Origin of the sequence: Nocardioides dokdonensis FR1436, assembly GCF_001653335.1 — a bacterium.
GTDB lineage: Bacteria > Actinomycetota > Actinomycetes > Propionibacteriales > Nocardioidaceae > Nocardioides > Nocardioides dokdonensis.
Window position 1 is genome coordinate 3,283,645 of record NZ_CP015079.1, and the last position, 25,924, is coordinate 3,309,568.

Consider the following 25,924-nt stretch of genomic DNA (forward strand, 5'->3'; position numbering starts at 1 on the left):
CGGACGCGGACGTGAGAGCGATGACAGCCATCAGCGGTCCCGGGAGTCCAGAACCAGAGCCACACGGCCTGTGGCGACCCGAGCCGCCAGCACTGCCGCGTCCTCGTGGCGAACGAGCAGGTCAACGACGGTCTCGCCCGTCTCCTCGTTGACATGCACGGCGACTACGTCGGCCTCGCTGTACTCCGGAGTACCGCCTGGTGCATCGCCGTCCTGGGCTGGTGTGACAACGACCCTGACGTGATCGCCCGAGTGCAACGCCGACCCGGGCGCCTGGGCCGATGTGAGTGCAACACCCACGACAGACTGGCCAGTCGGAGGCAGAGATGCGTTCGAGAAAGAGCCGGGAGTCAGCGCCGATCCGCTCGCAATATCGAAGGTCGCGCGTTGGCCGACCACAGACTCGAACCTGTCCGCTGACACCGGGGTGAGGGCCGGGTCGGAACTGAGGCGCACCGTCGTCAGATCGTTCTCGTCGATGACTGAGCCGCGCTCGATGTCCGTCCGTGCAACGAGGACTTCCTGACTGTTGGTCGTCGCCGACCAGGTCCAGCCTGCGACCACCGCACCCAGACAGATGGCGACGATCGCGATCGCGACCATCCCGGGCTTCCGTCGAAGTTTTGGAGGCGGGGCGATCCCGCCGTCAGTCGCTCGCGGTTCGCGGCCGATGGTCTTGTCGTCCCGAATGGATGTCGTCATGGGTCCCTCGCTTGTCCTCCCCGCGGCAGGTCGCTCAGTTCACGAGCACCTGCGCCTCTCCGATGGAGATCTCGACAGCACGGGTCAGGCCGTTCAGTCGGATCGTTCCGGTCTGCCCGGCGCCGGCCCAGGTGATGACCCAGTCCGAGGTGGCCGTGACGGTGTACTTGTCGCCGGGCTTGCCGGCGCTCGACTTCTGATAGGTGTGGCCACACGTCGGTGACGACCGGTCGTCGTACTCCGCCTTGTACGGCGTGCCCGGCCCGTTGCAGATGACCTCGGTTCCGTCTCCCATGACCCAGGTGACGCGATGGAGACGAGCTGTGGCGGTGACGGTGATGCCGCCAGCCGACGCCGAGGCGTTGATCGGTCCAACCGTGTGGCTGTCCGGGTTGGCCGCCCACATCCACACGGGCATGCCGACGATGCCGATGCTGCCGGGTCCGGGCTTCGGGGCGATGCCGATGTTGATCGCCGACAGGTTCATCTGGTCGATCGCGAGAGTCGCGACCTCACGCGGGGTGGGTCCTGCGCCTGAGTTCGGCGGAGGGTCGGCGGACCAGATGTAGATGTCGATGTCGGTCTGCGGTTGGTAGCACCTATACACGGCGCCATCGCCCGGCTCGTGTCCTTGCCACGCTGGATCGCCCGCAGGCGGCTGTGGATCGACCAACTGGATGTAGCAGTTGTAGCTGTTGGACCAGTAGCCGTACTCGCTCGAACACGGCACCGGCCCCGGCGGCGGCTTGTGAATGTTCTGAGCCGTCCCGTCCCAGTAGCAGGCCTGCCCGGACCCTGTGTCCTTCGGCCCGTCGTCTCCCGGATCGCCCGGCTGGCCGGGATTCCCGGGAACCTCGATCCAGATCAGGCAGACGCCAGTTTCCGGGTCAGTGACCTGGCAGACCGTGTCGGCGGCTGCTGGCGACCCAACGCTGAGGAGGAAGCTCGCGACGGCGAGCGGCAGGAGGACGGCATCGGTGATCAGGCGTCGCATGGCGTTCGCTCGATGTCCTGGCTGGAGGCAACACGCCACGCGCCATCGGGATCGGAGTCCCACTGATAGTTCGCGACCGAGTACCGGATCCATCCCGTGTCCGGTCGTTCCGGAGTTACGACGGACTTGCCGTCCGCGTCGAGTACGTCGACGCCGCTGACGTCGAAGCACACATCGATCTGCACGGTCGGTACCTTGCCGGCCTGCGGATCTGAGTTGTCGAGGTTGACCGACTGGACCTCAAGCTCGACGACCTTCGTCTCGCCGATCTGGTGCAGGCCTTGCTCGCGCTCACGCTTGAAGAGCGTCTGCTGCGTCGTCAACTCGGTGCTGATCGCCACTGACTTGAGCTTCGACAGTGGCTGGGTCGGGTCACGCCGAAGCTGGTTCCGGATCGCGTAGTAGTCGTTCACCGTCGCAGTCGCTGCCGCTGTCGCGGACTCCGAGGGGGACGTGGGCGTCGGGCTGCTGGAGGAAGGGCTCGACGCCGGTGGATTGGAACGCGGATCTGTCGGATCGCCATCGTCATCGGCACACGACGTCCCCGCGACCAGCAGCAGTACCGCGGTCGCGAGTGAGAGTGCTCCTCGTGAGTTCGTCATGGCCGAGTCCCTGCGAAACTCCCCGAGATTCCCCCGAGGAAGTTCGAACGGCGTCCGGCCAGCGGTCCGACGCGAACGCCGATCTGTCCTATTGAGTCACGACAAATGGGCCCTACGCAACAGTTCGTCATCCGAAGCTCCTTCCGAGTCGACTCTTGCCGATCACTCCACAGGTGTCGAAGCCCGCCCGTCCTGCCCTGCCGCCGGCCTCGATTTCGTCCTACACGTCTTGCAGAACGAGGGGTAAGGCCGGCGAATGGCCTGTGGATAGACGCCTGCGACGGTAGGGCTGTGGACCTTCCGCGACACCTCCTGGACGAGGAGGTGAGGCGCAGTGACCGTCTCCATGCGCGTGATGTCAGCGGGCACTGGCTACCAGTACCTGCTCAGGAGCGTGGCCGCAGGCGACGGGAACCGGCAGTTGTCGACGCCGCTCACGCGGTACTACACGGAAGCCGGTACACCGCCCGGTCGTTGGGCGGGCTCGGGCCTACACGCACTCGGCCACGGAGAGATCCGGCAGGGCGACGTCGTCGGCGAGCAACAGCTCGCGCTCCTCCTGGGTGGGGGCAGTGATCCGGTCACAGGCTCGCCCCTCGGGCGCGCGTATCCGAATCCCTCATCAAGCCCCGACGAATACGGCTCCGACGCGGCGCAGTCGGCGCGACGAGCAGTCGCCGGATACGACCTAACCTTCAGCGTCCCGAAGTCCGTTTCGGCACTCTGGGGCGTGGCCGACGAGGGCACCCAAGCTCTGGTGGTGGAGGCCCATCACCGAGCGATCGCCGAGGTCCTCGACCTCGTTGAGAGGGAAGTCGCCGCGACTCGTCGCGGAGTCAGTGCGGGTAACGGCGCCGTTGCTCAGGCCGACGTGGTCGGTGTCATCGCGACGGCCTTCGACCATTGGGACTCACGACTCGGCGACCCTCAGCTCCACACCCACGTCGTCGTGTCCAACAAGGTCCAGACTACGGAGGACGGGCGCTGGCGCAGCCTGGACGGGCGCCCCCTTCACGCAGCGGTCGTCGGCCTGTCGGAGCACTACAACGCGGTGCTGGCTGACCGGTTCACTCGACTGTTCGGGATCGAGTGGGAACAGCGGGCGCGTGGTCCTGAACGGACATCGGCCTGGGAGTTGGCGCCCGTCCCGGACGACCTGATCCGCGAATTCTCTTCCCGATCACGCGGCATCGAGATCGAGAAGGATCGCCTGATTGAGGCGTACGTCCGCGACCACGGCAAGCGCCCGTCCTCCGCCACGATCATCCGACTCCGGGCCATCGCGACTCTGTCGACCCGGCCGGAGAAGACCATCCGATCGCTTGCGGACCTCACCCTGGAGTGGCGAGGACGGGCGGGTCAGATCCTTGGGACGGGCGCCCCCGAGTGGGCCCGTCAGATCACTGGCAAGGGGGGCGCCCGTCCCATGCCGGCGGCGCTCCTGCGCGCCGATGACATCTCGCTCGATGTAGTCGGCCAGATCGCCGATGCCGTCGTCGATGTTGTCAGCGAAAAGCGGTCGACCTGGCGCCATTGGAACCTCTGGGCCGAGGCCTCACGCCAGACAATGGGCTGGAGGTTCCAAAGCGCCGACGACCGCGAGCAGGTCATCGGGCTGATCGTGGCCGACGCCAAGGCTCGGTCGGTCATGTTGACCCCACCCGATCTCGCGCAGCTCCCGGAGATGTTCCGCCGCGCGGACGGCACCTCACGATTCCGGCCGCACCACTCGACGATCTACTCGTCGACGGATCTTCTGGCCGCCGAGGATCGGCTGCTCGAACTCAGCTGCCTCACGGATGCGCCGATCGTCGGCGTCGACGGAGTCGCCCGAGCCGCTTCCACGGAGGACGGTCAACACCTACTCAGCGACAGCCAGGCCGAGGCCCTTGCGAAGGTCAGCGCGTCTGGACGTCAACTCGACCTGATCGTCGGCCCTGCCGGGGCGGGTAAGACGACGGCGATGCATGCCCTCCAACGAGCATGGCGTGCCGAGCACGGACCCGACAGCGTGGTCGGCCTCGCGCCGAGCGCGGTGGCAGCGCAGGTCCTTGCTGAGGACCTCGGCATCGAATGCGAGAACACCGCCAAGTGGCTCCACGAGTACGACCGTGGCCGGGTCGCGTTGCACGGCGGACAACTTGTGATCCTCGACGAGGCCACCCTCGCCGGCACCCTGACGCTCGACCGGATCAGCCGAATCGCGGTCGCGGCCGGCGCCAAGCTGCTGTTGGTCGGCGACTGGGCTCAACTCCAGTCGGTCGACGCCGGCGGTGCCTTCTCGCTGCTCGTCAGCGAACGACTGGACGTTGCCGAACTGACCGAGGTACATCGCTTCGTCAACGAGTGGGAGCGGGAAGCATCGCTCGACCTCCGCTTTGGACGCAGCGACGTCATTGGGGTGTATGCCGAGCACGGCCGCCTGAACGAGGGAGCGACCGACGAGATGACCGACGCCGCGTACGCCGCTTGGCGTTCCGACATCAGGTCCGGACGATCCAGCGTGCTCGTCACGGAGGCGACACGGTCCGTCTTCGAGCTCAACAAGCGAGCCCGCGCCGAGAGGATCCTCGATGGCGACACTCGGGCGAGCACCGAGGTCCGCCTCATCGACGGCAGCCACGCCTCCGAGGGTGACCTGATCATTACCCGACGCAACGACCGGCGGCTCAAGCCGTTGCGAGGCGGCTGGGTCCGTAATGGCGACCGGTGGCAGATCCTGAATGTCGGGAGGGACGGGTCCGCCGAGGTGCGCCGGGTCTCCGGCGCCGGGCACGGCACCGTCAGGCTGCCAGCGTCGTATGTTGCCGAGCACGTCGACCTCGGGTACGCCGTCACCGCCCATCGTGCCCAGGGCATCACTGTCGACACCTCGCATGTCGTCGTCTCCGGGACGACGACCCGAGAGAACCTCTACGTGTCGATGACCCGGGGGCGGGAGTGCAACACCGCGTACGTCGCGCTCGACCAGCCAGACGACAGCCACGCCGCTCCGGAGCCCGACGAAGTGACTGCCCGAACGGTTCTCTACGGCGTCCTCAAACACTCGGGTGTTGAGTTGTCTGCCCGCCAGACGATTCGTGCCGAGCAGGATGGCTGGGGCTCGATAGCCCAGTTGGGCGCTGAGTACGAAACGATCGCGGCTGCCGCTCAGCGAGATCGTTGGGTCGAACTGCTCGATCGCTCGGGGCTCACCCGCGAACAGGTCGACGACGTCGTGCAGTCGGACTCCTTCGGTCCATTGACGGCCGAGCTTCGTCGAGCCGAGGCGAACCACTACGACCTCGAGCTCGTCCTGCCGTCGGTCGTTGGGAGGAGGGGCTTCGGAGACGCCGTCGACATCGGCGCCGTCCTCATGAGTCGCATCAGCCACGAGACTGGGCGTGTCCGCCGCGGGAAGCGCAGCGCCGAGCCCAACCTCATCGCGGGGCTGGTCTCGGCTGCCGACGGTCCGATGGCGAGGGACATGGCGGATGCGCTGAGAGAGCGAGCTCACCTCATCGAGGGTCGTGCACTTGAGCTCGCGGCATCTGCGGTCGAAACCGATGCGGCATGGCTCAAGCGACTCGGCGCGGCACCCGAGAACGATGCTGAGCGGCGGCGGTGGATGCGTGACGTCGCGACTGTCGCGGCTTACCGCGACCGCTACGGAATCACTGCTCGGTCCGAGCTCGGCGAAGAACCCGCGACGTTGGCCCAACGCCGGGACGCCGGTCGAGCTGAACAAGCCATTCGCCGGGCACGGTCCACCTCGAAGGCCGAGGTCGCCCAGATCGATCACAGGAGGGTGCTCCGACGCGGCACTTCGATCGCGTAGGTCCACAGGTCGGCGTTGGTCCCGGCTATCCACCACTCTGTCCACAGCCAGTCCCGGCCGCGTCGAGCAGTGCCACGTTCGGTCACACGAACCGAAGGGAGAACCCAATGCTTGCCCTGCTCTGGAACCTCAGCGCCGCCATCCGCGGCTACTTGCGCTTCTACATGCCGACCAACCGCGCCCTCGACTGGCTTCGGACGCCGCACGGCCTCAAATGGGCCGTTCCCGTCGCGCTCATCGCAGTGCCGGGCTACCTGGCCGTGATGGCCATCGTTGCTCAGTTCGCGCTGCGCCCCGGTCTCGGGTGGCTCAACGTTCTGGTACTCCTCTGCTTTTGGAACTCTGCCAAGTTCGCCTGCATGGCGACGCTCAGCCTGCCGATGCTGGTGAAGCGCTTCGTCGCTTCCGCCCGTACTTCTTCCTGAGCGCGGAGAGCTGAGTCCGCAGCGGGTTGCGCGCCACCTTGTCCAAGTTCAGGGGCGGGTCCAGCTGTAGCAGCACCTGAGTCTCCACATCGCCGAGGGTGTCGGCGTCGGCGACCGGCACTGCGACTAGCCGAAGGTGTTCGTGCATCCAAGCCGTCAGCCTGGCTCGTCGATCTCTTGATCGCCTCGCGATTCAGCGAGGACGGACCCGAGGCTGAGTCGAAAAGTCGAAAACTCGTGACGCCCGCCGAGGTGCATCGTCTTGATGCGGCCCCACAGCGTGTTCTTCGACTTCCTGCCACCGGACCGCGTTGCGCCCGCCAGCCCGGCGTAGATGAGGCCAGGTTCAACCGGCTGTTGAAGGCCGGTCGACAGGTCGGCAGCGCCCCCGCTATCCACCCACCAGCTGTACAAGCCGGGGGAGCGGAACAACGCGGCGCCGGTGGCCAGAAAATCGTCGGGCGAGATCGCCCCGCCAGCCCGCAATAGTCGGGCGATCAGCTCCTCGACGTCGGGTCGTAGACCCGCGGATGTGGATTCGGGCGCGCTCGGGCGGCCGTACCAAGAAAGCCGTGGCCCGAGTGCCAGACCGGCAAGGGGCTCGACAACCTCTGCGCCCTCCGACCGCAACCCCTCGCGGATGGCGTCGGCGTATGCCGAACCGGCGTGGACTTCGACAGTCAGACCATCGAGTGACCCCAGAGACTCGCGCAGGGTGCCGACGACCCGCGCTCCCCATTCTCGGCGGTACTCGCGGGAGGTCGCACTCAGTCGGAGGTCGTACGGCTCGAGCTCGTCGTCGGGTGCGACGAGTCCGTGCTGGGCGGAGAGGATGAACCAGGGAACCCCCGCGAGCTCGGCGTAGGCCCGTCCCTTTCGAAAGAGAGGTGACACGTACAGGTCCTTCGCGGACGCCGCGGTTGATAGCTTCCGCTTCACGCAGCCGATCAAGATGACGTCGGCCGATGCCGATGCGTCCGTTCGGGCTATCGGACGGGCGAGTGGCAGACGGGTTGGAGCCGGCGGCGCGCCGCTGCGGACGAACGTCACGGATTCTCCGATCCGCACGTTGGCGGTCGAGAACCCGGGCCAGCCGCTTCGTGCGCCCTTCCAGAACGCGCTGTGGTCGTACGCGGAGCGAGGGAGCCCGCCCACCAGTGCCTCGAGGTCGTCCCACCGCAGGGTGACCGAGTCAGTGACAGGTGCAAGCAGAGATCGCAGCGGGGTCCAGTCGGCCATAGGCCCAGTCTGTCGGAGTTGTCCGACAGAACCCCACTAAACCGGCACCATCCTCTACTAGGCTCGGTCATACCCAGCTAGATCAGGTTTCGCCGACCCGGAGGGCTACGACGACATGTCCGAACCTTGGTTGTCAGCCGACGACATCGCCGCCCACTTGGGCGTCACGAAGGACACCGTCTACGCGTGGATCTCCGACAAGGCGATGCCCGCCCACAAGGTCGGCCGCCTCTGGAAGTTCCAGGCCAGCGAAGTTGACGCATGGGTCCGAACGGGCGGGGCGGCTGCTCCCGACGAATCAGGTCCGTCCCGGTAGTTCTGTCGGACGACCCCGATATCCTGATCGACTTTGTTCATGACCAGCCAGTAGGAGGTACACATGGTGACGGCCACGCCAAGCGAGTCGCGCTACGCGCTGTCGTTCACGACGGGTGCTCTCCTCGCGCGCGAAGGGTCATTGCTCGCACCCGTCTACGTCGAGGTCCGCAACTGGGAGAAGGTCCGCGACCGAGCGGTGGAGGACAACCTCCTCCAGGCGCGCACGCATCGGACGGGCGTACGCCTGGTACGCGAGACGGTGAAGCGGCTCTCGGTGCTCACCGATCGGGAGGTCGAGCTCATGGACGAACTGACGGCCCCTGAGCGTGGCCACCTCATGTGGGTGGCCGCCTGTCGACGCTACGGCCTCATCGGAGAGTTCGCCGAGGAAGTTGTCCGCGAGCGGTTTCTCCTCCTCGCCTCCACGCTGCGATACGAGGACTTCGACGGCTTCGTGCGGAGTAAGGCCCTGTGGCATGACGAGTTGGCCACGATCAAGGACTCAACGATGCAGAAACTTCGCTCGAACGTGTTCAAGATGCTGGTGGAGGCGGAGTTGTTGTCCGAGAGCTGCCAGATCATCCCCGCCGTCCTGTCGGACCGGATCGCTGCACTGCTTAGCGACCGTGCCCCCAGCGACATGCGCTTCTTCCCGACGAGGAGTGCTGCCTGATGCAGACGGCTGATCTGAACGAGCAGGAGGCGCACCTGCTCGCTGTCCTCAGCGGCAAGCGGTTCCTCCAGATGGAGGGCCTCAGTAACGAGGTTCCGTTCTTCATCTATCCCTACGCGCCGGAGGCGTCCCTCGCGGTGGCGCAGGCGAAGAAGCGGATCAAGACAAAGCTCTCGACCCAGCACGGCATCACTGTGCGCGAGGTGAACCTCTATGACCTGTCGGTCGAGATCCTCAAGGAGCGCGGCGTGTGGGAGCGTGTTCTCACGGTCGAGCCCGGTCAGGACAAGGAAGACTTCCGTGAGCTGCTCCAGGGCATGCTCGACCCGCAGCTCCACATTGCGCCGGCGATCCGTGCAAAGATCGAGGACGACGCCTTCGACATCTTCTTCCTCACGGGTATTGGCGAGGTCTTCCCCTACATCCGGTCACACAACGTCCTCAACAACCTCCAGAGCGTCGTGACCGGCAAGCCCATGCTCATGTTCTTCCCCGGCCGATACGAGCAGTCCGACACTCTCGGCTCCTCGCTTGTCCTGTTCGGGCGGCTGAAGGACGACCAGTACTACCGAGCCAAGAACATCTTGGAACAGGAAGCGTGACCCGATGCGGCTGAACGAGATCTTCGCCAAGGACGTCCAGCGCCCGATCGAGGGCGTCATCAAGGCGGACGACGTTGCACACCTGGGCACGGAGGTCGAGGAGTACGTCCTCACCAACGAAGCCGCCAAGGGCCTGGAACTCTTGCTCGAGGCGTACACCAACTACACGAACGCCAACGGCGTCTGGATCTCAGGCTTCTTCGGATCCGGCAAGTCGCACCTGTTGAAGATGCTTGCCCACCTCCTCGGTGACGTCGAGGGGCAGGACTTCGACCGGGCCAAGGTGTCGGAGAGCTTCCGCGCCAAGGCCAGCGGCGCCTTCTTGCCGGCGCTTCTCACCAAGGCAGAGCGCATCCAGGCCAAGAGCCTGCTGTTCAACATTGACCAGAAGGCCACGCTGATCACCAAGGACCAGACAGACGCCTTGCTCAAGGTGTTCGTCAAGGTCTTCGACGAGAGCCGGGGCTACTACGGCAACCAGGGTCACGTCGCACGGCTCGAACGCGACCTCGACATCCGCGGTCAGTACGGCGCATTCAAGGACGCGTTCGAGCGGATCGCCGGCATCCCGTGGACGCAGGGCCGCGAGCAAAGCGCGCTGGAAGGCGCAAGCATCGACCGCGCGTTCGCCGAGGTCAACGGCGAAGCCACTAACGGCATCATCAAGCAGTATCAGGCGTCCTACGCCGTCTCCATCGAAGACTTCGCCGACGAGGTCAAGGGGTGGCTCGACAGGCAGCCCGAGGGCTACCGCCTCAACTTCTATGTCGACGAAGTCGGTCAGTTCATCGGCTCGAACACCCACCTGATGCTCAACCTGCAGACGATTGCGGAGAGCCTCAACACCAAGTGCGCCGGACGCGCATGGGTGATGGTGACCTCGCAGGAGGACATGGACAAGGTCGTCGGTGACCGCACCAAGCAGCAAGGCAACGATTTCTCGAAGATCCAGGCGCGCTTCCAGACCCGCGTCAAGCTCACCAGCGCCGATGTCGAGGAGGTCATCCGTAAGCGCCTGCTCGACAAGAACGATGATGGTGCCTCGGAGCTCAAGTCGATCTACGCCAAGGAATCGGCCAACTTCAAGACGCTGTTCGACTTCGTCGACGGCGCGAAGACCTACCGCAACTACACCGACGAGCAGCACTTCGTCGGCACCTACCCCTTCGTGAGCTACCAGTTCCCGCTGTTCCAGGCTGCGATCGAGGGCATCTCCGACCACAACGTCTTCGAGGGCCGCAACAGTTCAGTTGGTGAGCGTTCGATGCTTGGCGTCGTCCAGCAGGTCGCCAAGGACATTGGCAACGTCGAGCTCGGCACGCTGGCCACCTTCGACCACATGTTCGCCGGTATCCGCGCTTCGTTGAAGTCTGCGGCGCAGCGCTCGATCGACGTTGCCGAGCGCAACCTCGACAACAAGCTCGCGATCCGCCTGCTCAAGGCGCTCTTCCTCGTCAAGTACGTCGAGAGCTTCCATGCCACTCCCCGAAACCTGACTGTCCTCGTTTACGACCGCTTCGGACTCGACCTGCCCGCGCTCGCGGATGACGTGAAGGAGGCGTTGACACTCCTGGAGACGCAGACCTACGTCCAGCGCAATGGCAACGTCTACGAGTACCTCACCAACGAAGAGCAGGTCATCGAGGAGGAGATCAAGAACGTCGACATCGACGCCTCCGAGGTCAGCGCCCAGCTCTTCAAGATCCTCTCTGGCGACGTCGTCAAGACCAGCAAGATCCGTTACGCGAAGAACGGGCAGGACTTCCCGTTCGGGTTCAAGCTGGACGACCAGGTCCATGGGCCGCAGAAGGAGCTCTCGGTTCACTTCGTCACCCCGGACTACCCGTACACCCCGGACGAGACGCGGATGCACAGCGCAGGCAAGGACGAGGTGCGGGTCATACTCGAACCCGATGAGCGTGTGCTCTCAGACCTGCGACTGCTGCTCAAGACCGACAAGTACACCAAGCGCAAGCGGACCACCTCGCTCTCGGCGATCGAGGAGCAGATCCTTCAATCGAAGGCGACCCTGAACCGGGAGCGGGAGAAGGAGCTCGTCCAGCGCATTCAGGGTGCTGTGGGCAAGTCCACGCTCGTCATCAACGCCGCCGATGTGGCCGCGACCTCGACCGATGCTCTCGGCCGCATGACCGAGGGGTTCCAGGAGCTCATCAGCCGCACGTACACCCAGCTCAAACTGCTCGGCGGCGTCACCTACAGTGAGCAGCAAGTCGCCGGGGCCGCGAACCCCGACAGCGGCTTGTTCGACGCCGACGCCCTGCTCAAGATCAACCAGCCCGCCGAAGAAGTCCTGTCCACCATTCTCCGCAAGGACGCACAGGGCGAGCAGGTGACGATGAAGGCGATCGTCGATACCTTCCAGGCCAAGCCTTACGGCTGGGATCTCGCCTCGATCGAGGTGATCGTCGCGTCACTGATCGGCGCATCGAAGATCACCCTGACTGTCGACGGCAACGTCCTCAAGCGCAGCGAAGTCGCCACCGCACTGCGCAACACGCAGAAGCACTCGCACGAGATCGTCGCCCCCCAGAAGACCTTCGACGAGCGCAAGGTGGCGAGCTTCCGCAAATTCTGCACTGACTTCTTCGACGAAGGTAATGCGCCGAAGGACCCGTTGGAGCTCGCCCGCCATGGCGGCGACAAACTCAAGGGCAAGCTCGACGAGCTGAAGGCCACCGTGAGCAGCTCCAAGTATCCGTTCGTCGAGCAGCTCAGTGGTCCCATTGGCCTCCTGGAGCAGACCGTCGGCAAGTCCGACGACTGGTACCTCAACGACTTCAACGTCGGCGACGACCTGCTCGAGGCCAAGGAGAATCTCATCGACCCGATTCAGTCGTTCCTCAGCGGACCGCAGCGGTCGATCTACGACGAGGGCTCGGCGCTGCTGTCCATCCATAGCAGCAACCTCAGCTATCTGGCACCGGGCAGCGACGAGGCCGTCAAGAACGCGCTCACGGACCGGGACGTCTTCCGTGGCAACAAGATGGCGCTGCTCAAGCATGCCGCCGACGACCTGCGAAGCCAGATCGACGGCATCGTCGCCGCGAACCGCACGACCGTCGCCACGGCGATCGAGGGACGCAAGTCTGAGCTTCTCGCCAGCGTCTATTACGCCAAGGCGACATCCGAAGCGCAGCAGCGTGTCGACCAGCGTGTCGACCAGACGCTCGCGCGGGTTGCTTCTGAGAGTCAGGTCGCTCTCATCCTCCAGATCGGATCGAACTTCGAGTCGAGCGACTACCCGAGCCTGCTCGACCTTCTGGCCTCATCTCCGGTCGAGCCTGACCCGGACCCCACGCCCACGAAGCAGACCGTGTCTGTGAAGACGATCGCTGTCCCTGGCGCTTCCGGCGTTCTCGAGAACGAAGCAGACGTCGACAAGTACCTCGCCGCCCTGCGCCGTGCGCTCGTCCAGACCCTGAACGACGGAAAGCGAATCTCACTCTGATGGAAACCGCACCGCTGAAGTCCTTTGCGACGTGGGCGCGCACGGCGCTGATTCGCGAGGTCACCGCGCGCATCGCCGCGGTGCTGGCGCCGGCGTCCTCTGAGCGAGTCGAGCAGCCAAAGGCTGTAGCCGCGTTGGAGAAGACCGTCACTGCCGCCGGCGGTGGCGACAAGGGCCGGGCTGCGGTGGCGGACAAGGTTGCGTACACCTGGTTCAACCGGATCATTGCCCTGCGCTTCATGGACGCCAACGGCTACACCGGCATCGGTGTCGTCTCACCGCAAGCGGGAGTGGAGGTCGGGCAGCCCGAGATCCTGGCTGAAGCCAAGCGCGGCGTGATCGACGCCGAGATCGTGAGTGATGTCATCCGTTCGACGGTTGCTGGTCTCCTCGACGGTACCCGTGCCAGCCGTGACCCCCAGGGTGAGGCGTACGCCCTGCTCCTGGAGGCGTACTGCAACTACTGGCACAAGGCCATGCCGTTCATGTTCGAGCGTGAAGGCGACTTCACAGAGCTGCTCATCCCGGCGAACCTGCTTGCCGACGACTCAGTGCTGAACCGCTCGGTCAAGGTGTTGACCGAGCAGGTCTGCAAGGACGTCGAAGTCATCGGCTGGCTCTACCAGTTCTACATTGAGGAACGGAAAGAAGAGATCTTTGGGGGCTTCAAGAAGAAGCGTCGAGCTGGTGCAGAGGAGATCCCGGCTGCGACCCAGCTCTTCACTCCCGACTGGATTGTTCGGTATCTCGTGGAGAACTCGCTCGGTCGCCTTTGGATGCTTAACCGACCGTCCTCGGGCTTGGCCAAGCAGATGGACTTCCATGTGACCCCTGTCGGCGAAGAGGTCGACTTCCTCAAGATCACCAGGCCCGAAGACCTCAAGGTCATTGACCCGGCCTGCGGGTCGGGGCACATGCTCACCTATGCATTCGACCTCCTCTACGCGATCTACGAGGAGGAGGGCTACGGCCCAGCCGAGATTCCCGGCCTGATCCTCACCCACAACCTCCACGGCGCAGAGATCGACCCACGCGCGGGCGCGCTCGCGGCCTTCGCGCTGACGATGAAGGCTCGCGGCAAGCAGCGGATGTTCTTCAGAAGGCAGATTCGACCCAACATCTGCGTGGTCGAGCCGATCAGGTTCGGCCCTGAGGAACTCGACATCCTCGTGACTCGTGGGAGCGACCGCGACAGGGAGATTGCCTTCTGGAACCAGTTCGAGCGCGCGGACTTGATGGGCGCCTTGATCGAGCCATCGGCAGGAGCATCGCGAACCGCCAGGGCGACTGTGGCATCGCGCGGAACGGGCGATGACGATCTTCTATCGGATGCCGTGTTCTCACGGGCGGGCCAGGTGGTTAAGCAAGCCGAGGCATTGAGTGCGAAGTACGCGGTGGTCGTTACCAACCCTCCGTACATGGGCGCAGGGAACATGTCAGGTGAACTGTCTGACCTTGTGAAGGACGCCTACCCACGCGAGAAGCAGGATCTCTATGCGTGCTTCATCGCGCGCGCCACCCGCCTTGCTCACAACTCGGGCGTCGTGGCCATGATCGTCGGCGACACCTGGATGACGATCAAGTCGTTCGAAGACTTCCGTGGGGATCTACTGAAGCATCGAACCCTTCACTCGTTCGTCCACCTTCGCGACGTGTCGCTCCACGCAGACACCTTCGGCGCGAACGCGGCTTTCGTCTTCACGAACCGGCCCGCCTCGCACGGCCACGACTGCATCTTCGTCCGCCTGGATCCTCTGAATGAGGAGGTCAAGCGTCAGCGTCTACTAGAGGCGATCCGGATGGACAGCTGCGATTGGGCTTATCACCTTGACGCGGACTTCACTGCCATTCCAGGCGCCCCCATCGCATATTGGGCCGATCCTCACGTGGTTCAGCTCTACAGCGGCTCGCTCATCGGCGACAAGTTCGACATCAAGGCAGGCGTCGGCACTCGAAACGACGACTTGTTCATGCGCTTTCATTGGGAGGTCTCAGCCAAGCGAGTCGGTCGTGGAAAGCGCTGGGTTCTGACCGACAAGGCAGGCGAGTTCCGAAAGTGGTACGCCGGGTTCATATATGTGATGGATTGGGAGAACGACGGATACCGAATCAAGAACTACCGCAATCCCGATGGGTCGTTGAAGTCACGTCCGCAGAACGTGCAGTACATGTTCCGCGAGGGCGTGACATGGGGGAAGGTGGGCGCGGGTGCTACGAGCTTTCGGTGGCGCCCGGAGGGTCACGGCTTCAACGATGCTGCCCCGGCCATCTTCGGGTCAGGAGCGTTCGACCTGCTCGCGCAGTTGAACTCGCATGTTGGCCGGCAGCTCGTCGAGGTGAAGGGCTCGACCATGAATGTCCAAACGGGGATGGTCGCGGAGTTGCCGATCGTCGAGTTTGACTCAGACACGGCCGGTAGCCTCCGGTCGCTCTCAACACGGGCAGTCGAGTTGTCAAAGGGCGACTGGGACACGCAGGAAACGTCACCCAACTTCGCGGCTTCTGAGCTCGTCGCCAAGAGCACAAACTACGGGTCGCTGGCGACCGCCTTCGAGCAGATGGTTGTTGCTCGGCGTGATGCGGTGCGTGCGATGATGTCGATCGAGGCGGCGGTGAATGACGCGATGAATCGTGCCGCTGGCCTACCGACTGACAGCGCACCTAAGGGTCAGAGTGCGTGTTCGTTGCTCGCAGACCCGGCGTTCCGATTTAGCAGACGAGCCGAAGGTGCTGTCCCTCGGCTGGAGCGACAGGATGCCATGGTCGACTTGGTGTCATACGCCGTCGGCTGCATGCTCGGGCGCTACAGCCTCGATGAGCCGGGGCTCATTCTCGCGGACCAGGGTGCGACGTTGCAGGACTACCTCACCAAGGTTCCGTCGCCGAGCTTCATGCCGGACGCGGACAACGTCATCCCGATCGTCGAGGGTGACTGGTTCGAGGACGACATTGTGGAGAAGTTCCGCCAGTTCCTCCGGGCAACATTTGGCGAACAGCACTTCGAGGAGAACCTACGCTTCGTCGCCGAGTCCCTCGACGTGAAGAACCTGCGCGACTACTTTCTTAAGTCCTTCTACGAGGACCATTGGAAGCGATACAGGAAGCGGCCGATCTACTGGCTGTTCTCCAGTCCTAAGGGATCTTTCAACGCTCTCGTCTACATGCACCGTTACACGCCGTCGACTGTCTCTACGGTACTGAACGAGTATCTTCGGGAATTTCAGGCGAAGCTCAAGGCGAGCCTCGCGCACGCCGAGCGGTCCCACAATGCAAAGGAAGCCGACCGGCTCCGCAAGGTGCTCTTGGAGCTCGGCGAGTACGAGCACGACGTGCTCTACCCCCTGGCCTCGCAGAACATCGCCATCGACCTCGATGACGGCGTGAAGACGAACTACCCCAAGTTTGGTGGCGCCCTCAAGAAGATCCCCGGTCTAGAGGCGAGCGAATGATTGCCTTCGAGGATCGTGGCTCAAGCGTTGTCTTGATCTACAGCGCAGATCGCCTCGGGTCGACCACTTGGGTGGACGAGAAACTGGAATCCGAGGGGGAGGTCACTCTGTCGCGCGCCTTCACCGTTCGGAAGGTCGATCTACTGAGTCCCGAGAGTGATGACGACTTCGACGACGACGTTCGCCGATTCGTGATCGGCACGGTCGAGGGTGATTACCGAACGATCCGGAAGGACGTCCTTGGGCTGAAGCATGACTTGCTGATCGCTGCCTCTCTCGTGCTTCGGCGAAAGACGTTCGTCGCCGAGCGCGATATATCGATCTTCCGTCGGGTTGACGATCTGATCGACGAGCAGATAGTTGTTGGCGGTGACCGGCTGGGCGCGATCCCAGTGGATGAGTTTGCCCGGCTCCTCTACGAGTTCCCAACCTCGACAGAACTCACGCACTACGCGCGAACTCGGATCACGCGCGTTCTTCGCGAGTACTTGGAAACAATGTCGGACGCTGAAGAGCGCTTGGCGGACTACATGTCTCGTCGAAGTGGCGCGAAGACGGCAGAGCGGGTGGTTGCCCTCAGCCGGATACCGGCAGCGAACCAGTTGGAGCTTGAGAAGTTCATCTACGTTCGCGATCGCCTGGTCGAGATGCTGAAGGACGCCGAGAGCTTCTCCGAGGCCGACTGGCAGACGGCGGTGGCCGACCTGTTCGTCTTGGTCTTCCCTCAGTACATCGCGGTGCTGCACAACGTCCAGGTCAAGGAGCGATACTCAAACGATTCCAAGTCGACGGATCGCTACATCGACCTCGTGCTCGTCGCGGCGAACGGTTGCATCGACATCATCGAGATCAAGAAGCCCTTCGAGCGAGGGCTGGTATCGAAGGGTCGGTATCGCGACAACCATGTGCCTGTCCGCGAGTTGTCCGGCTCGATCATGCAAGCGGAGAAGTACCTCTTCTACCTGAGCAAGTCCGGCAGGGACGGCGAGAACGCCATCGCCAAGAAGCACGCAGCGGATCTGCCGACTGACCTTGAGATCAAGATCGCCAATCCCAAGGCGATCATCCTGGCTGGGCGAGACAGCAACCTGTCTGCGCAGGAAAGGTTCGACTTCGAGTTCACCCGCCGGCAGTACTCGAACGTCGTCGACATCATCTCCTATGACGACTTGCTGCGCCGACTGGAGAACGTCATCGCCACCCTCACGAAGCGAGTTGGCGCCCAGGGCGACCCTGAGCCTGACGGTCAGATCGGAGTGTCTGCATGAGCGCCACCGCTATCCGTGACCACTTGGAGCGCCGCTTCGTCGACCAGCGCGTGGTGTTCTGGCACGACGTGGAAGGCCAATACGCCTCCGATCTCGACGGCCTCGACCTGCCGGGCGTCACGACAGTCCGCATCGCCAACGACGAGTACGCGATCAAGAACCGGCTCCTCCACGACCAACCCGACGACAGGTTCCTCGTCTACCGCTCCGGTCAGGTGCCCGCCGGCATCGACAACTGGATGCTCGACCTAGAGCTCGCCTACGGGGTATTCACCGCCGACCGCAGCTCGCTCATGTCTCAGGACCTCGGTCTGACTGCCGACGGCATCGACGAAGTCGTACAAACGCATGAGAAGTTCTTCAATGCGGGTAAGCGCGTGCAGAGCCTGAAAGTGCTGCTTACGCCCGAGGACGACGCTGCCCGACTCCGCGCCAAGATGTCGGCCGTCGTGCTCGGCCAGAAGGAGCACAGCCTCTTGGAGATAACTCGCGCGTTGCTCTCCGAGAACGCCAAGGACCAGCACGCCAAGTACGACGCCCTCGTCGAATATGCTCTCGCTGACTTCTACTGGCGCGGCGTCGCATCCATCTATGGCTACGAGTCGGCCTCGCCCAGCATCGGTGACTTCATCCTTTGGATCTTCCGCAAGGCGATCAGCGGCTTCGCGTCCGACCGCCCAGGTGGCCTCCAGAACATCCAGCTGGACTTCGCTAGCTTCCGCAATGACCGCCGCAGCCAGGGCGCTCTCTCGACGCTGGCGAAGCGCGCGTCTATCGACCTCGACTACAAGGCGAGCATCCAAGACGCCAGCTTCCGCGACCTTGTCACGGTCGACCTGTTCGAGGAGACCGACCGCAAGATCATCGCTGACCTTGCCTGGGCAGTCACCGAGCAGACCATCTCCGCCCGCGACGTCGGTGAGGTCGTGCGCGCCCGCCAGAGCAGCGTGTGGATCGACGGCTACCGACAGCTCTACGCAGCGATCGGTGCAGCAGCCGAGCTCTTGTCAGAATTGAGCGCGATCGACTTCACGTTCTCGTCCTTTGATGAGGCGCTGGAGCGCTACCGCACCGACTGGTTCCGCATTGACCAGCTCTACCGCCAGTTCACCTACGCCCGCCGTGCCTATGAGGGGCCGCACCCGCTCGACCCACTGCGCGAGCAGGTCGAGAAGCGCTACACCAACAAGTTCGTCTACGAACTGGGCAACGCCTGGCAGAAGCAGGTCGACGAGGCCGGCCAGTGGAGCTCGACCGCGCTGCGCTCGCAACGCTCGTTCTACGGCGACTACGTCGAGCAGCTCGTCCGTGAAGAGAAGAAGGCAGTCGTCATCATCTCCGACGCCCTCCGGTACGAGGTCGCAGAGGAGTTGGGTTCGCGCATCCGCCAGGAAGACAGGTTCGACGCCGATCTTGAAGCGGTGCTTGGTGTCCTGCCGAGCTACACGCAACTGGGCATGGCGGCGCTGCTTCCGCACCGAACCCTCAAGCACTCAGCCGACGGCAAGGTCGTCCTCGCCGACGACCAGCCGACGAACGGGACCGCGTTCCGAAAAAGGATCCTAGAAGGCGTTGGAGGGACGGCGATCCAGGCTGAGGACTTCAAGGCACTCAGCCCCGAGGAGCGTCGTGAGGTCTTCAAGAACAACCGCGTCTTGTACATCTACCACGATGTCATCGATGCGACCGGCGACAAGCAGGGTACTGAACGCCGCGTCTTCGAGGCAGCCGAGCTGGCGCTGAGCGAGTTGGTGGATCTGGTGAAGAAGGCGGCTAACGCCAACGCCACCAACATCTTCGTGACCGCCGACCACGGCTTCCTGTTCCAGGACGAAGAGTTGCCCGAGCAGTTCTTCCTCTCCGAGGTACCACAGGGCGACAAGATTCTCGTCAAGAACAAGCGCTACGTCCTCGGCCACGGCCTGAAGGTCGACCTCGCGTTCACAACGTTCAGTTCGGTGCAGCTCGAGCTCGACAGTGACATCGAGGTGCAGATCCCTAAGTCGATTCACCGGCTCCGGCTTCCCGGCGGGGGCTCGCGGTTTGTCCACGGCGGCGCGACCTTGCAAGAGGTGGTCGTTCCGGTGCTCGCGATCAACAAGAAGCGGAAGAGCGACACCCGTCTCGTCAACGTCAAGGTGTTGCCGGACACCGACAAGATCACGACCGGTCAGCTCGTCGTGAAGCTTTTCCAGTCGGAGCCCGTGAGCGACAAGGTACAGGCGCGGGTGCTGCGGGCGGGCCTGTATGTCGGGGAGACGCTCATCTCCAATGACCCGCAGCCCGAGCTGGCCTTCGACTCGGCCTCGCCAGAGCAGCGGGACCGCTACCAGAGCATCCAGTTGCTGCTCAACAAGGACGCCAACGACTACAACAACCGCGCGGTGGAGTTCCGCCTCGAAGAGCGCATCCCCAATACGAACCAGTGGCGCGTTTTCGAGAAGGCGATGTACACGCTCAAGCGATCCTTCACTTCGGACTTCGACTTCTAAGGCGGCTGGGATGACTGAAGACACCGATCTGCAAGCGATCGACGACGACTTCCCGACAGGAGTCGCCGCCGAGGACACGAGCGACGAGACTCCAGAGCAGACAGCGCTCGACAAGAAGATCAACCAGCACTTCGCGGGTCTCGTCGTCCGCAAGGACCTGGTCAAGGCCGTCAAGGGCAACGCGATCGTGCCGTCGTACGTCCTTGAGTACCTGCTCGGCCAGTACGCCGCATCTGACGACGAAGCCACGATCCAGGCGGGCATCGGGTCGGTCCGCCAGATCCTTGCCGATCACTATGTCCATCGGAACCAGTCCGAGCTGGTGAAGTCGACGATCCGCGAGCGCGGTCGCTACAAGATCATCGACAAGGTCGCCGTCTCGCTCAACGACAAGGAGGACCGGTACGAGGCCGAGTTCTCAAACCTCGGCATCAAGGGAGTGATCGTCGAGTCGTCCACCGTCAACGCCCACCCCAAGCTCCTCGTCGGCGGCGTGTGGTGCATCTGCGACATCGACTACTTCCACTTCGACGACGCGCGAGTCAGCCCGTGGCAGCTGGGTTCGCTGAAGCCGATTCAGCTCTCGAATTTCGACTTCGATAGCTACACCACCTCACGTCGGGAGTTCACCACCGACGAGTGGATCGACCTGCTGATCCAGTCGATCGGGTTCAACCCGGAGCTCTTCGGTCGTCGGGCAAAGCTCATCCAGCTCGTACGTCTGATCCCGTTCGTAGAGCGCAACTACAACCTCGTTGAGCTCGGCCCCAAGGGCACCGGCAAGTCACACATCTTCTCGGAGTTCTCGCCGCACGGCATGCTCATCTCGGGTGGCGAGGTCACGGTCCCCAAGCTTTTCGTCAACAACTCCAACGGGCGGATCGGTCTCGTCGGCTACTGGGACGTCGTCGCGTTCGACGAGTTCGCCGGCAAGAAGAAGCGCACGGACAAGGCGCTCGTCGACATCATGAAGAACTACATGGCGAACAAGTCGTTCTCGCGCGGTGTGGAGACGCTCGGCGCAGAGGCGTCGATGGTCTTCGTCGGCAACACGTCGCACAACGTGCCGTACATGCTCAAGCACTCTGACCTGTTCGACGAGTTGCCAGAGAGCTACCACGACGCGGCGTATCTCGACCGCCTCCACCACTACATCCCCGGCTGGGAAGTCGACACCATCCGCGGCGAGATGTTCTCCGACGGCTACGGCTTTGTCGTTGACTACATCGCCGAAGTCCTCAAGTCGATGCGCAACGCGGACTACTCCGACCGCTACCAGCAGCACTTCACGCTCGGCTCGGACATCTCCACCCGCGACCGCGATGGGATCCACAAGACCTTCTCCGGGCTGATGAAGATCCTCTACCCCCACGGGGAAGCGACCAAGGAGGAGATCGCCGAGATCCTTCGCTTTGCCATCGAGGGGCGCAAGCGCGTTAAGGACCAGATCCTGCGGATCGACTCGACGATGGCCGACGTGAAGTTCGGATACCTCGACAAGGCTGGCGAGTGGACTGCCGTCACCACCTTGGAGGAGGACGAGTACCCGGCGTACTACCACCAGACTCGCCACGGGGAGTCGGCGGACACCGAGCCGTCGGAGGGCGCGGGAGCGGTGGGTGATGCGCCGCCCGGGGTCGCCCCTCCGAAGCCTGATCCGCTGTTCGAGGGACACAGCGAGTTCCAGGAGAACCAGCGCGGAGTCTCGTACGAGAACTTGCTCATTCCGTACCTGCGCGGCGCTACGGAGATCACGATCACGGACCCTTACGTCCGGCAGTTTCATCAGGCTCGGAACCTCATGGAGCTTGTCGAGGCACTCGCGGTCGGCAAGGATCCCGCCGACGAGGTGAAGGTCCTGCTCGTGACGAGTGAGAGCACCGACGGCCCTGAGAAGCTTCAGAAGCAGATGGAGTTCCTGCTCCGCGTCAAGCAGGCCGCGGCGGTCGCCGGCATCACCCTCGACGTCAGGTTCGACGCGACGATCCACGACCGTTCGATCGTCGCCAACTCCGGTTGGCGCATCAATCTTGGTCGCGGCCTCGACATCTTCCAGTACGCCTCCAACGATGCGTTCGATCTCGCGGCAAAGCTCCAGCAGTACCGCCAGGTCAAGGCCTTCGGTGTGACCTATATCCGCGAACCAGCAGCTGGGTCGCACGGATGAAGGTCCGGCAGTTAGAGATCGAGAATTTCCGAGGCATCAGTGCCGGGAACGTCGAATTCGCCGACAACACGCTGTTGGTCGGAGGGAATAATGTCGGCAAGTCAACGGTATGCGAGGCCCTCGATCTTGTACTGGGGCCGGAGCGTCTCAACCGACGCCCAGTCGTTGATGAGCACGACTTCCATCGGAGTCTGTACGTCGATGAGGATAAGAACTCCATCCCTATCGTCATCCGAGCAATCTTGATCGAGCTCTCCGATGAGGCGCTTCGGCGCTTCGGCGGGCACCTTCGGAGATGGAATGACGTCGATCAGACGTTCGTCGATGAGCTCAACGATGGGGCCGATCACTCCGACGACGAAGGCGTCGTGTGGGCGCTGCCGGTCTCGTTCCGTGCCCGTTACGACGCCGCTGAAGACGACTTTGAAGCAGACACGTACTTCGAGCACCCGCTCCCTGAGCCCGACGACCTCGATGAGGAGAGGGCCCTATCTCTCGGCCAGGGGCGCGACCGCTTCACCCGTACCCACAAGCGCCTATGCGGGTTCGTCTACCTTCGAGCGCTGCGTACCGGCTCACGGGCGCTCGGCCTTCAGCGTGGCTCACTCTTGGATACCGTACTCAGGCTGAGCGAAGAGGGTTCCGCAGAGATGTGGATGGAGACCCTGCGGCAAATGCGGGACCTTGATCCATCCATCGGAGCGATCCCTGATCTGGAGCTCCTTCTGACGCAGATCCGTGAGCGTGCGGGCGGATTTGTTCGGCTGGCCGACGGCGAGGATGCCACAGCGTTCTTCGCCTCTGATCTGACCCGCGAGCACCTGCGTGAAGTGGTGAGGCTCTTCGTCGCCACCGGCCCGAGCGACCACCCAGTGCCCTTTAACCGGCAAGGGATGGGGACAGTCAACCTCTTGGTCTTTGCCCTGCTCACTTTGATCGCAGACCTGAAGGAACAGCAGTCGGTGATCTTCGCAATGGAGGAGCCCGAGATCGCGCTGCCTCCCCACACGCAACGTCGAGTGACTCGCTTTGTGAAACGGGAGATGGGGCAGGCCATCGTGACGTCGCACTCGCCCTACGTCATCGAGCAGTTTGAGCCGAACGAGATCGTGATGCTCAGTCACGACCACGCGAGTGCAGTCGACGGCGCGCCGATTGACCCTGCTGGCATCAAGCTGAAGAGCTACCGCACTCAGCGGCGTCAGTTCTCCGAGGCAATCCTCAGCCGTGGGGTCATCGTCGTAGAGGGCGAGACCGAGGCATCCATCATTCCGGTCGCCGCTGCTGTTCTAGAACTGTCGGATCCTGTCTACGTCCACCCCGACTTGGCTGGCATCACCGTCTTCACCGCAAACGGCGACGGCGACGTCCCTCGCTGGGCACCGATCTTTCGGACACTGGGGAAGGTTCCGTTCGGAATGGTCGACAAGCAGGATCCGCCGTACACGGGGGACAACGGCACAGCGCTCACATCGTTCGAGGAATTCTGGGAGTCGACGGTCAAGGGGGTCGAAGACCTAATCGTCGCCCAGGTGCCCACGGCTGTCCTGCGGCGGTTCTTGGACAGCGCCGTTCAGCTTTCCGACTTTCCCGTGCACCAGGCCACCTACGACGCGACGGTGGGCGACGCGGACCTTGCCGGCATCGCGTTGAAGGTTCTGAAGGCCCGCAAGGGTGATGCCTATGGCTACGCTGCGCTGCTGATCGAGCATTGCCAGGGCAGAGACGAGCTCCCCGAGTTCTTGGTCATCGCGCTGGAGCGCATCAACGAGGTGCTCATGCCAAAACTGCCTGCGACTGAGACCGCAGAGGATTCCGCGTCCGAGGTGACCGAGGAATCGGAATGACCATCAACCTCTCCGATGTCGGGAAGTGTGCTCTCGCAGCAGACGGGACCGTGCTCGTCACCGGAGGTCCCGGATCAGGGAAGACCACGCTCGCGCTTCTCAAGGCCCAGCGGCTCATACCTGCGTTGAAGCCCGGCCAAGAGGTCCTCTTCTTGAGCTTTTCCCGTGCTGCCGTGAGGCAGGTACTCATCGGGTGCAAAGACATCCTGACTGCCGGCGAGCGCAAGCACATAGCGGTGAAGACCTATCACGCCTTCTGCATGGAAATCCTAAAGAGCCATGGTCGTCTCCTCAACGGTAAGTGCCCAACCATCCTGTTTCCCGGTCCGGAGCGGCTCGCGAAGTCTCGCTTTGACGGTGAATGGTCGACCGAGGTGCAACGCCTGGCTTCTGAAGACGGGCTGTATGCCTTCTCGACCTTCGCAGGATGTGCGGCAGCCCTGCTGGTCCGGTCAGCAAGCGTGCGTGAGCTGATCTCGGACACCTATCCGGTCATCATCCTTGACGAGTTCCAGGACACTGACGATGCCCAATGGGCTCTGGTGAAGCAGGTCGCGCGGGGCAGCAGCCTCATCACGCTCGCAGATCCTGACCAACGGATCTTTGACTACCACGCAGACATCGATCCGGAACGGCTGAACCAGTTCAGGGCGAGGTTCGCCCCGCAGGAGTTCAACTTCGGTAGCGACAATCACCGCAGCCCAAACGCGGGAATCTTGGCGTTCGCGGACGCAGTGATGGCGAACGAGGTACCGCCCGTGACCGACGATGTAAAGCAGGTTAGGACGTACCCCAACAATCACGAGGCCACGGTGCACGCCGCCGTCATCTGGTTGCTGTCGAAGCTTCGCAAGGCCGGGATCGACTCTCCCAGTGTTGCTGTCCTCGCTCGATCCAACTCCTACGTTGGTGACATCTCCCTCATGCTGGGCAAGTCACATACGTACAGCAAGCAGTCATGCAAGCCGGTGGATCACCACGTCGTCTGGGACGCCGAGCTAACCGCTGCGGCCGCGCAGGTCGTTGCGTCGATCCTTGAGTGGCCGTTGAATGACGCCGTCGCTTCGGCGGCGAGCACCTTGGAGGCAATCGCCGACTTCTATGAGATGAAGAACGCCGAGCATCCGAGCAAGTCGGCGCAGCGGGACGCGGCCAGCTACCGTGCGGCTGCCACGCGCGTGAGGGAGGGTAAGGAGCCGCGCTCGAATGGCGCCAAGGCAGTGAAGGCCGCTTGCGTCACCGGGCTCTTGTTCCGTGGCGACTCGGTCGAAGATTGGTTGATGGCGCGAGGGGTGCTGGGATCCAGCGACAAGCTCGCCGAGCTCTTCACGGCTGCTCGCTTCGTGAGGCTCTTCCGAGCCACCGACGAGATCGGGGGGCGCCTGTCGGCCCTGTGGGCAGAGACGGGGACCTACCGCGATGCCCGGACCGTGGTTAGGCGGACGCTCAACCTCGGCCGGCTAATGGCCATCGAGACTGAGCCGCGCGGAGTCGTGCTTATGACGCTCCACAAGTCCAAGGGGAAGGAGTTCGACGGGGTCGTCATCGTCGAAGGCCAATATTCCGGGTCGTTCTTCAACGATCGATGGGAGAAGCCTCCGTTTGCGGCAACGCGCCGGCTGCTCCGGGTGGGGATCACCAGGGCCCGCCATCGCGTCATGATCGTTCGCCCGAACGCTGCGCCACCGTTGTCCGGGGCGGGCAACTCCGAAGGCGCCGCGGCGTGATTGCCCCGACTCCGACGCGGCCTGCATGAACTCAGGCCCGGTGGGCAGCTAACGGCACTCCGACGCGCCGATGAAGCAAAGAAGTCCCCATCGCGTGCAAATCTAAAGCGTTCTGGTAGGTTGAGGGCAGTCA

The 25,924-nt window shown here is 63.4% G+C and carries 17 protein-coding genes; 12 read left to right on the top strand and 5 right to left on the bottom strand.

Translation table 11 applies throughout. The annotated features are described in order from the left end of the window. Positions 1-30 precede the first annotated feature (30 nt). From I601_RS15555 to I601_RS15565, 3 genes are read right to left on the bottom strand one after another with little or no spacing between them, the layout of a single operon-like run. The gene (locus I601_RS15555; protein ID WP_068111644.1) at positions 31-702 is read right to left on the bottom strand and encodes an SAF domain-containing protein; all 672 of its coding nucleotides are present in this window, start codon (positions 700-702) and stop codon (positions 31-33) included. A 34-nt stretch (positions 703-736) separates the two neighbouring features. Further along, entirely contained in the window at positions 737-1,696 is a 960-nt protein-coding gene (locus tag I601_RS15560; protein ID WP_068111647.1) for a hypothetical protein, read from the bottom strand. Further along, positions 1,684-2,109, bottom strand: coding sequence for a hypothetical protein (locus tag I601_RS15565; RefSeq protein ID WP_068111650.1), 426 nt, complete (start codon positions 2,107-2,109; stop codon positions 1,684-1,686). Before I601_RS15565 ends, I601_RS15560 begins: the two co-directional genes overlap by 13 nt. A gap of 523 nt (positions 2,110-2,632) precedes the next feature. Between I601_RS15565 and mobF the strand changes: the two genes are divergently transcribed. Both mobF and I601_RS15575 read left to right on the top strand, forming a co-directional pair. Further along, entirely contained in the window at positions 2,633-6,115 is a 3,483-nt protein-coding gene (mobF, locus tag I601_RS15570) for a MobF family relaxase (RefSeq protein WP_068111652.1), read from the top strand. A gap of 107 nt (positions 6,116-6,222) precedes the next feature. Then, the gene (locus I601_RS15575) at positions 6,223-6,540 is read left to right on the top strand and encodes a hypothetical protein (RefSeq protein WP_068111654.1); all 318 of its coding nucleotides are present in this window, start codon (positions 6,223-6,225) and stop codon (positions 6,538-6,540) included. On the opposite strand, the gene I601_RS21995 is transcribed toward I601_RS15575, so the two are convergent. Together I601_RS21995 and I601_RS15580 are read right to left on the bottom strand one after the other, a co-directional pair. Beyond that, complete coding sequence (locus I601_RS21995) at positions 6,485-6,688, bottom strand: hypothetical protein (protein ID WP_418303067.1); 204 nt, start codon at positions 6,686-6,688, stop codon at positions 6,485-6,487. The genes I601_RS15575 and I601_RS21995 overlap by 56 nt on opposite strands. An 8-nt stretch (positions 6,689-6,696) precedes the next feature. Further along, positions 6,697-7,779 (bottom strand): DUF6884 domain-containing protein, encoded by a 1,083-nt coding sequence (locus I601_RS15580; protein ID WP_218917677.1) that lies wholly within the window; start codon positions 7,777-7,779, stop codon positions 6,697-6,699. A gap of 115 nt (positions 7,780-7,894) precedes the next feature. On the opposite strand from I601_RS15580, the gene I601_RS15585 reads away from it, so the two are divergent. The 10 genes from I601_RS15585 (at position 7,895) to I601_RS15630 (ending at position 25,791) form a co-directional block, all read left to right on the top strand. Beyond that, positions 7,895-8,095, top strand: a complete 201-nt coding sequence (locus I601_RS15585; RefSeq protein ID WP_068111657.1) for a helix-turn-helix domain-containing protein — start codon at positions 7,895-7,897, stop codon at positions 8,093-8,095. Between the two features lie 63 nt (positions 8,096-8,158). After that, entirely contained in the window at positions 8,159-8,770 is a 612-nt protein-coding gene (locus tag I601_RS15590) for a DUF1819 family protein (RefSeq protein WP_068111660.1), read from the top strand. Next, on the top strand, positions 8,770-9,372 hold the full coding sequence (locus I601_RS15595; protein WP_068111663.1) for a DUF1788 domain-containing protein: 603 nt from the start codon (positions 8,770-8,772) through the stop codon (positions 9,370-9,372). The genes I601_RS15590 and I601_RS15595 overlap by 1 nt, the downstream gene beginning before the upstream one ends. 4 nt (positions 9,373-9,376) lie before the next feature. Continuing rightward, positions 9,377-12,841, top strand: a complete 3,465-nt coding sequence (brxC, locus tag I601_RS15600) for a BREX system P-loop protein BrxC (protein WP_068111667.1) — start codon at positions 9,377-9,379, stop codon at positions 12,839-12,841. Continuing rightward, positions 12,841-16,290, top strand: a complete 3,450-nt coding sequence (gene pglX / locus I601_RS15605) for a BREX-1 system adenine-specific DNA-methyltransferase PglX (RefSeq protein ID WP_068111670.1) — start codon at positions 12,841-12,843, stop codon at positions 16,288-16,290. Before brxC ends, pglX begins: the two co-directional genes overlap by 1 nt. After that, positions 16,287-17,558, top strand: a complete 1,272-nt coding sequence (locus tag I601_RS15610; RefSeq protein ID WP_068111673.1) for a Shedu immune nuclease family protein — start codon at positions 16,287-16,289, stop codon at positions 17,556-17,558. Before pglX ends, I601_RS15610 begins: the two co-directional genes overlap by 4 nt. Beyond that, the gene (pglZ, locus tag I601_RS15615) at positions 17,555-20,050 is read left to right on the top strand and encodes a BREX-1 system phosphatase PglZ type A (RefSeq protein ID WP_068111678.1); all 2,496 of its coding nucleotides are present in this window, start codon (positions 17,555-17,557) and stop codon (positions 20,048-20,050) included. The genes I601_RS15610 and pglZ overlap by 4 nt, the downstream gene beginning before the upstream one ends. A gap of 10 nt (positions 20,051-20,060) precedes the next feature. Then, on the top strand, positions 20,061-22,217 hold the full coding sequence (brxL, locus tag I601_RS15620; RefSeq protein ID WP_068111680.1) for a BREX system Lon protease-like protein BrxL: 2,157 nt from the start codon (positions 20,061-20,063) through the stop codon (positions 22,215-22,217). Next, positions 22,214-24,064 carry an ATP-dependent nuclease gene (locus I601_RS15625; RefSeq protein WP_068111683.1) on the top strand — a complete coding sequence of 617 codons (1,851 nt, stop codon included), beginning with the start codon at positions 22,214-22,216 and terminating at the stop codon, positions 24,062-24,064. Before brxL ends, I601_RS15625 begins: the two co-directional genes overlap by 4 nt. Beyond that, complete coding sequence (locus tag I601_RS15630; RefSeq protein WP_068111686.1) at positions 24,061-25,791, top strand: UvrD-helicase domain-containing protein; 1,731 nt, start codon at positions 24,061-24,063, stop codon at positions 25,789-25,791. Before I601_RS15625 ends, I601_RS15630 begins: the two co-directional genes overlap by 4 nt. Positions 25,792-25,924: the final 133 nt, after the last annotated feature.

What these genes read in the sequence shown, in the direction of transcription:
- I601_RS15555 (WP_068111644.1), bottom strand. Translation starts at nt 702, where the DNA reads ATGACGACATCCATTCGGGACGACAAGACCATCGGCCGCGAACCGCGA.
- I601_RS15560 (WP_068111647.1), bottom strand. Translation starts at nt 1,696, where the DNA reads ATGCGACGCCTGATCACCGATGCCGTCCTCCTGCCGCTCGCCGTCGCG.
- I601_RS15575 (WP_068111654.1), top strand. Translation starts at nt 6,223, where the DNA reads ATGCTTGCCCTGCTCTGGAACCTCAGCGCCGCCATCCGCGGCTACTTG.
- I601_RS21995 (WP_418303067.1), bottom strand. Translation starts at nt 6,688, where the DNA reads ATGCACGAACACCTTCGGCTAGTCGCAGTGCCGGTCGCCGACGCCGAC.
- I601_RS15580 (WP_218917677.1), bottom strand. Translation starts at nt 7,779, where the DNA reads ATGGCCGACTGGACCCCGCTGCGATCTCTGCTTGCACCTGTCACTGAC.
- I601_RS15585 (WP_068111657.1), top strand. Translation starts at nt 7,895, where the DNA reads ATGTCCGAACCTTGGTTGTCAGCCGACGACATCGCCGCCCACTTGGGC.
- I601_RS15590 (WP_068111660.1), top strand. Translation starts at nt 8,159, where the DNA reads ATGGTGACGGCCACGCCAAGCGAGTCGCGCTACGCGCTGTCGTTCACG.
- I601_RS15595 (WP_068111663.1), top strand. Translation starts at nt 8,770, where the DNA reads ATGCAGACGGCTGATCTGAACGAGCAGGAGGCGCACCTGCTCGCTGTC.
- brxC (WP_068111667.1), top strand. Translation starts at nt 9,377, where the DNA reads ATGCGGCTGAACGAGATCTTCGCCAAGGACGTCCAGCGCCCGATCGAG.
- pglX (WP_068111670.1), top strand. Translation starts at nt 12,841, where the DNA reads ATGGAAACCGCACCGCTGAAGTCCTTTGCGACGTGGGCGCGCACGGCG.
- I601_RS15610 (WP_068111673.1), top strand. Translation starts at nt 16,287, where the DNA reads ATGATTGCCTTCGAGGATCGTGGCTCAAGCGTTGTCTTGATCTACAGC.
- pglZ (WP_068111678.1), top strand. Translation starts at nt 17,555, where the DNA reads ATGAGCGCCACCGCTATCCGTGACCACTTGGAGCGCCGCTTCGTCGAC.
- brxL (WP_068111680.1), top strand. Translation starts at nt 20,061, where the DNA reads ATGACTGAAGACACCGATCTGCAAGCGATCGACGACGACTTCCCGACA.
- I601_RS15625 (WP_068111683.1), top strand. Translation starts at nt 22,214, where the DNA reads ATGAAGGTCCGGCAGTTAGAGATCGAGAATTTCCGAGGCATCAGTGCC.
- I601_RS15630 (WP_068111686.1), top strand. Translation starts at nt 24,061, where the DNA reads ATGACCATCAACCTCTCCGATGTCGGGAAGTGTGCTCTCGCAGCAGAC.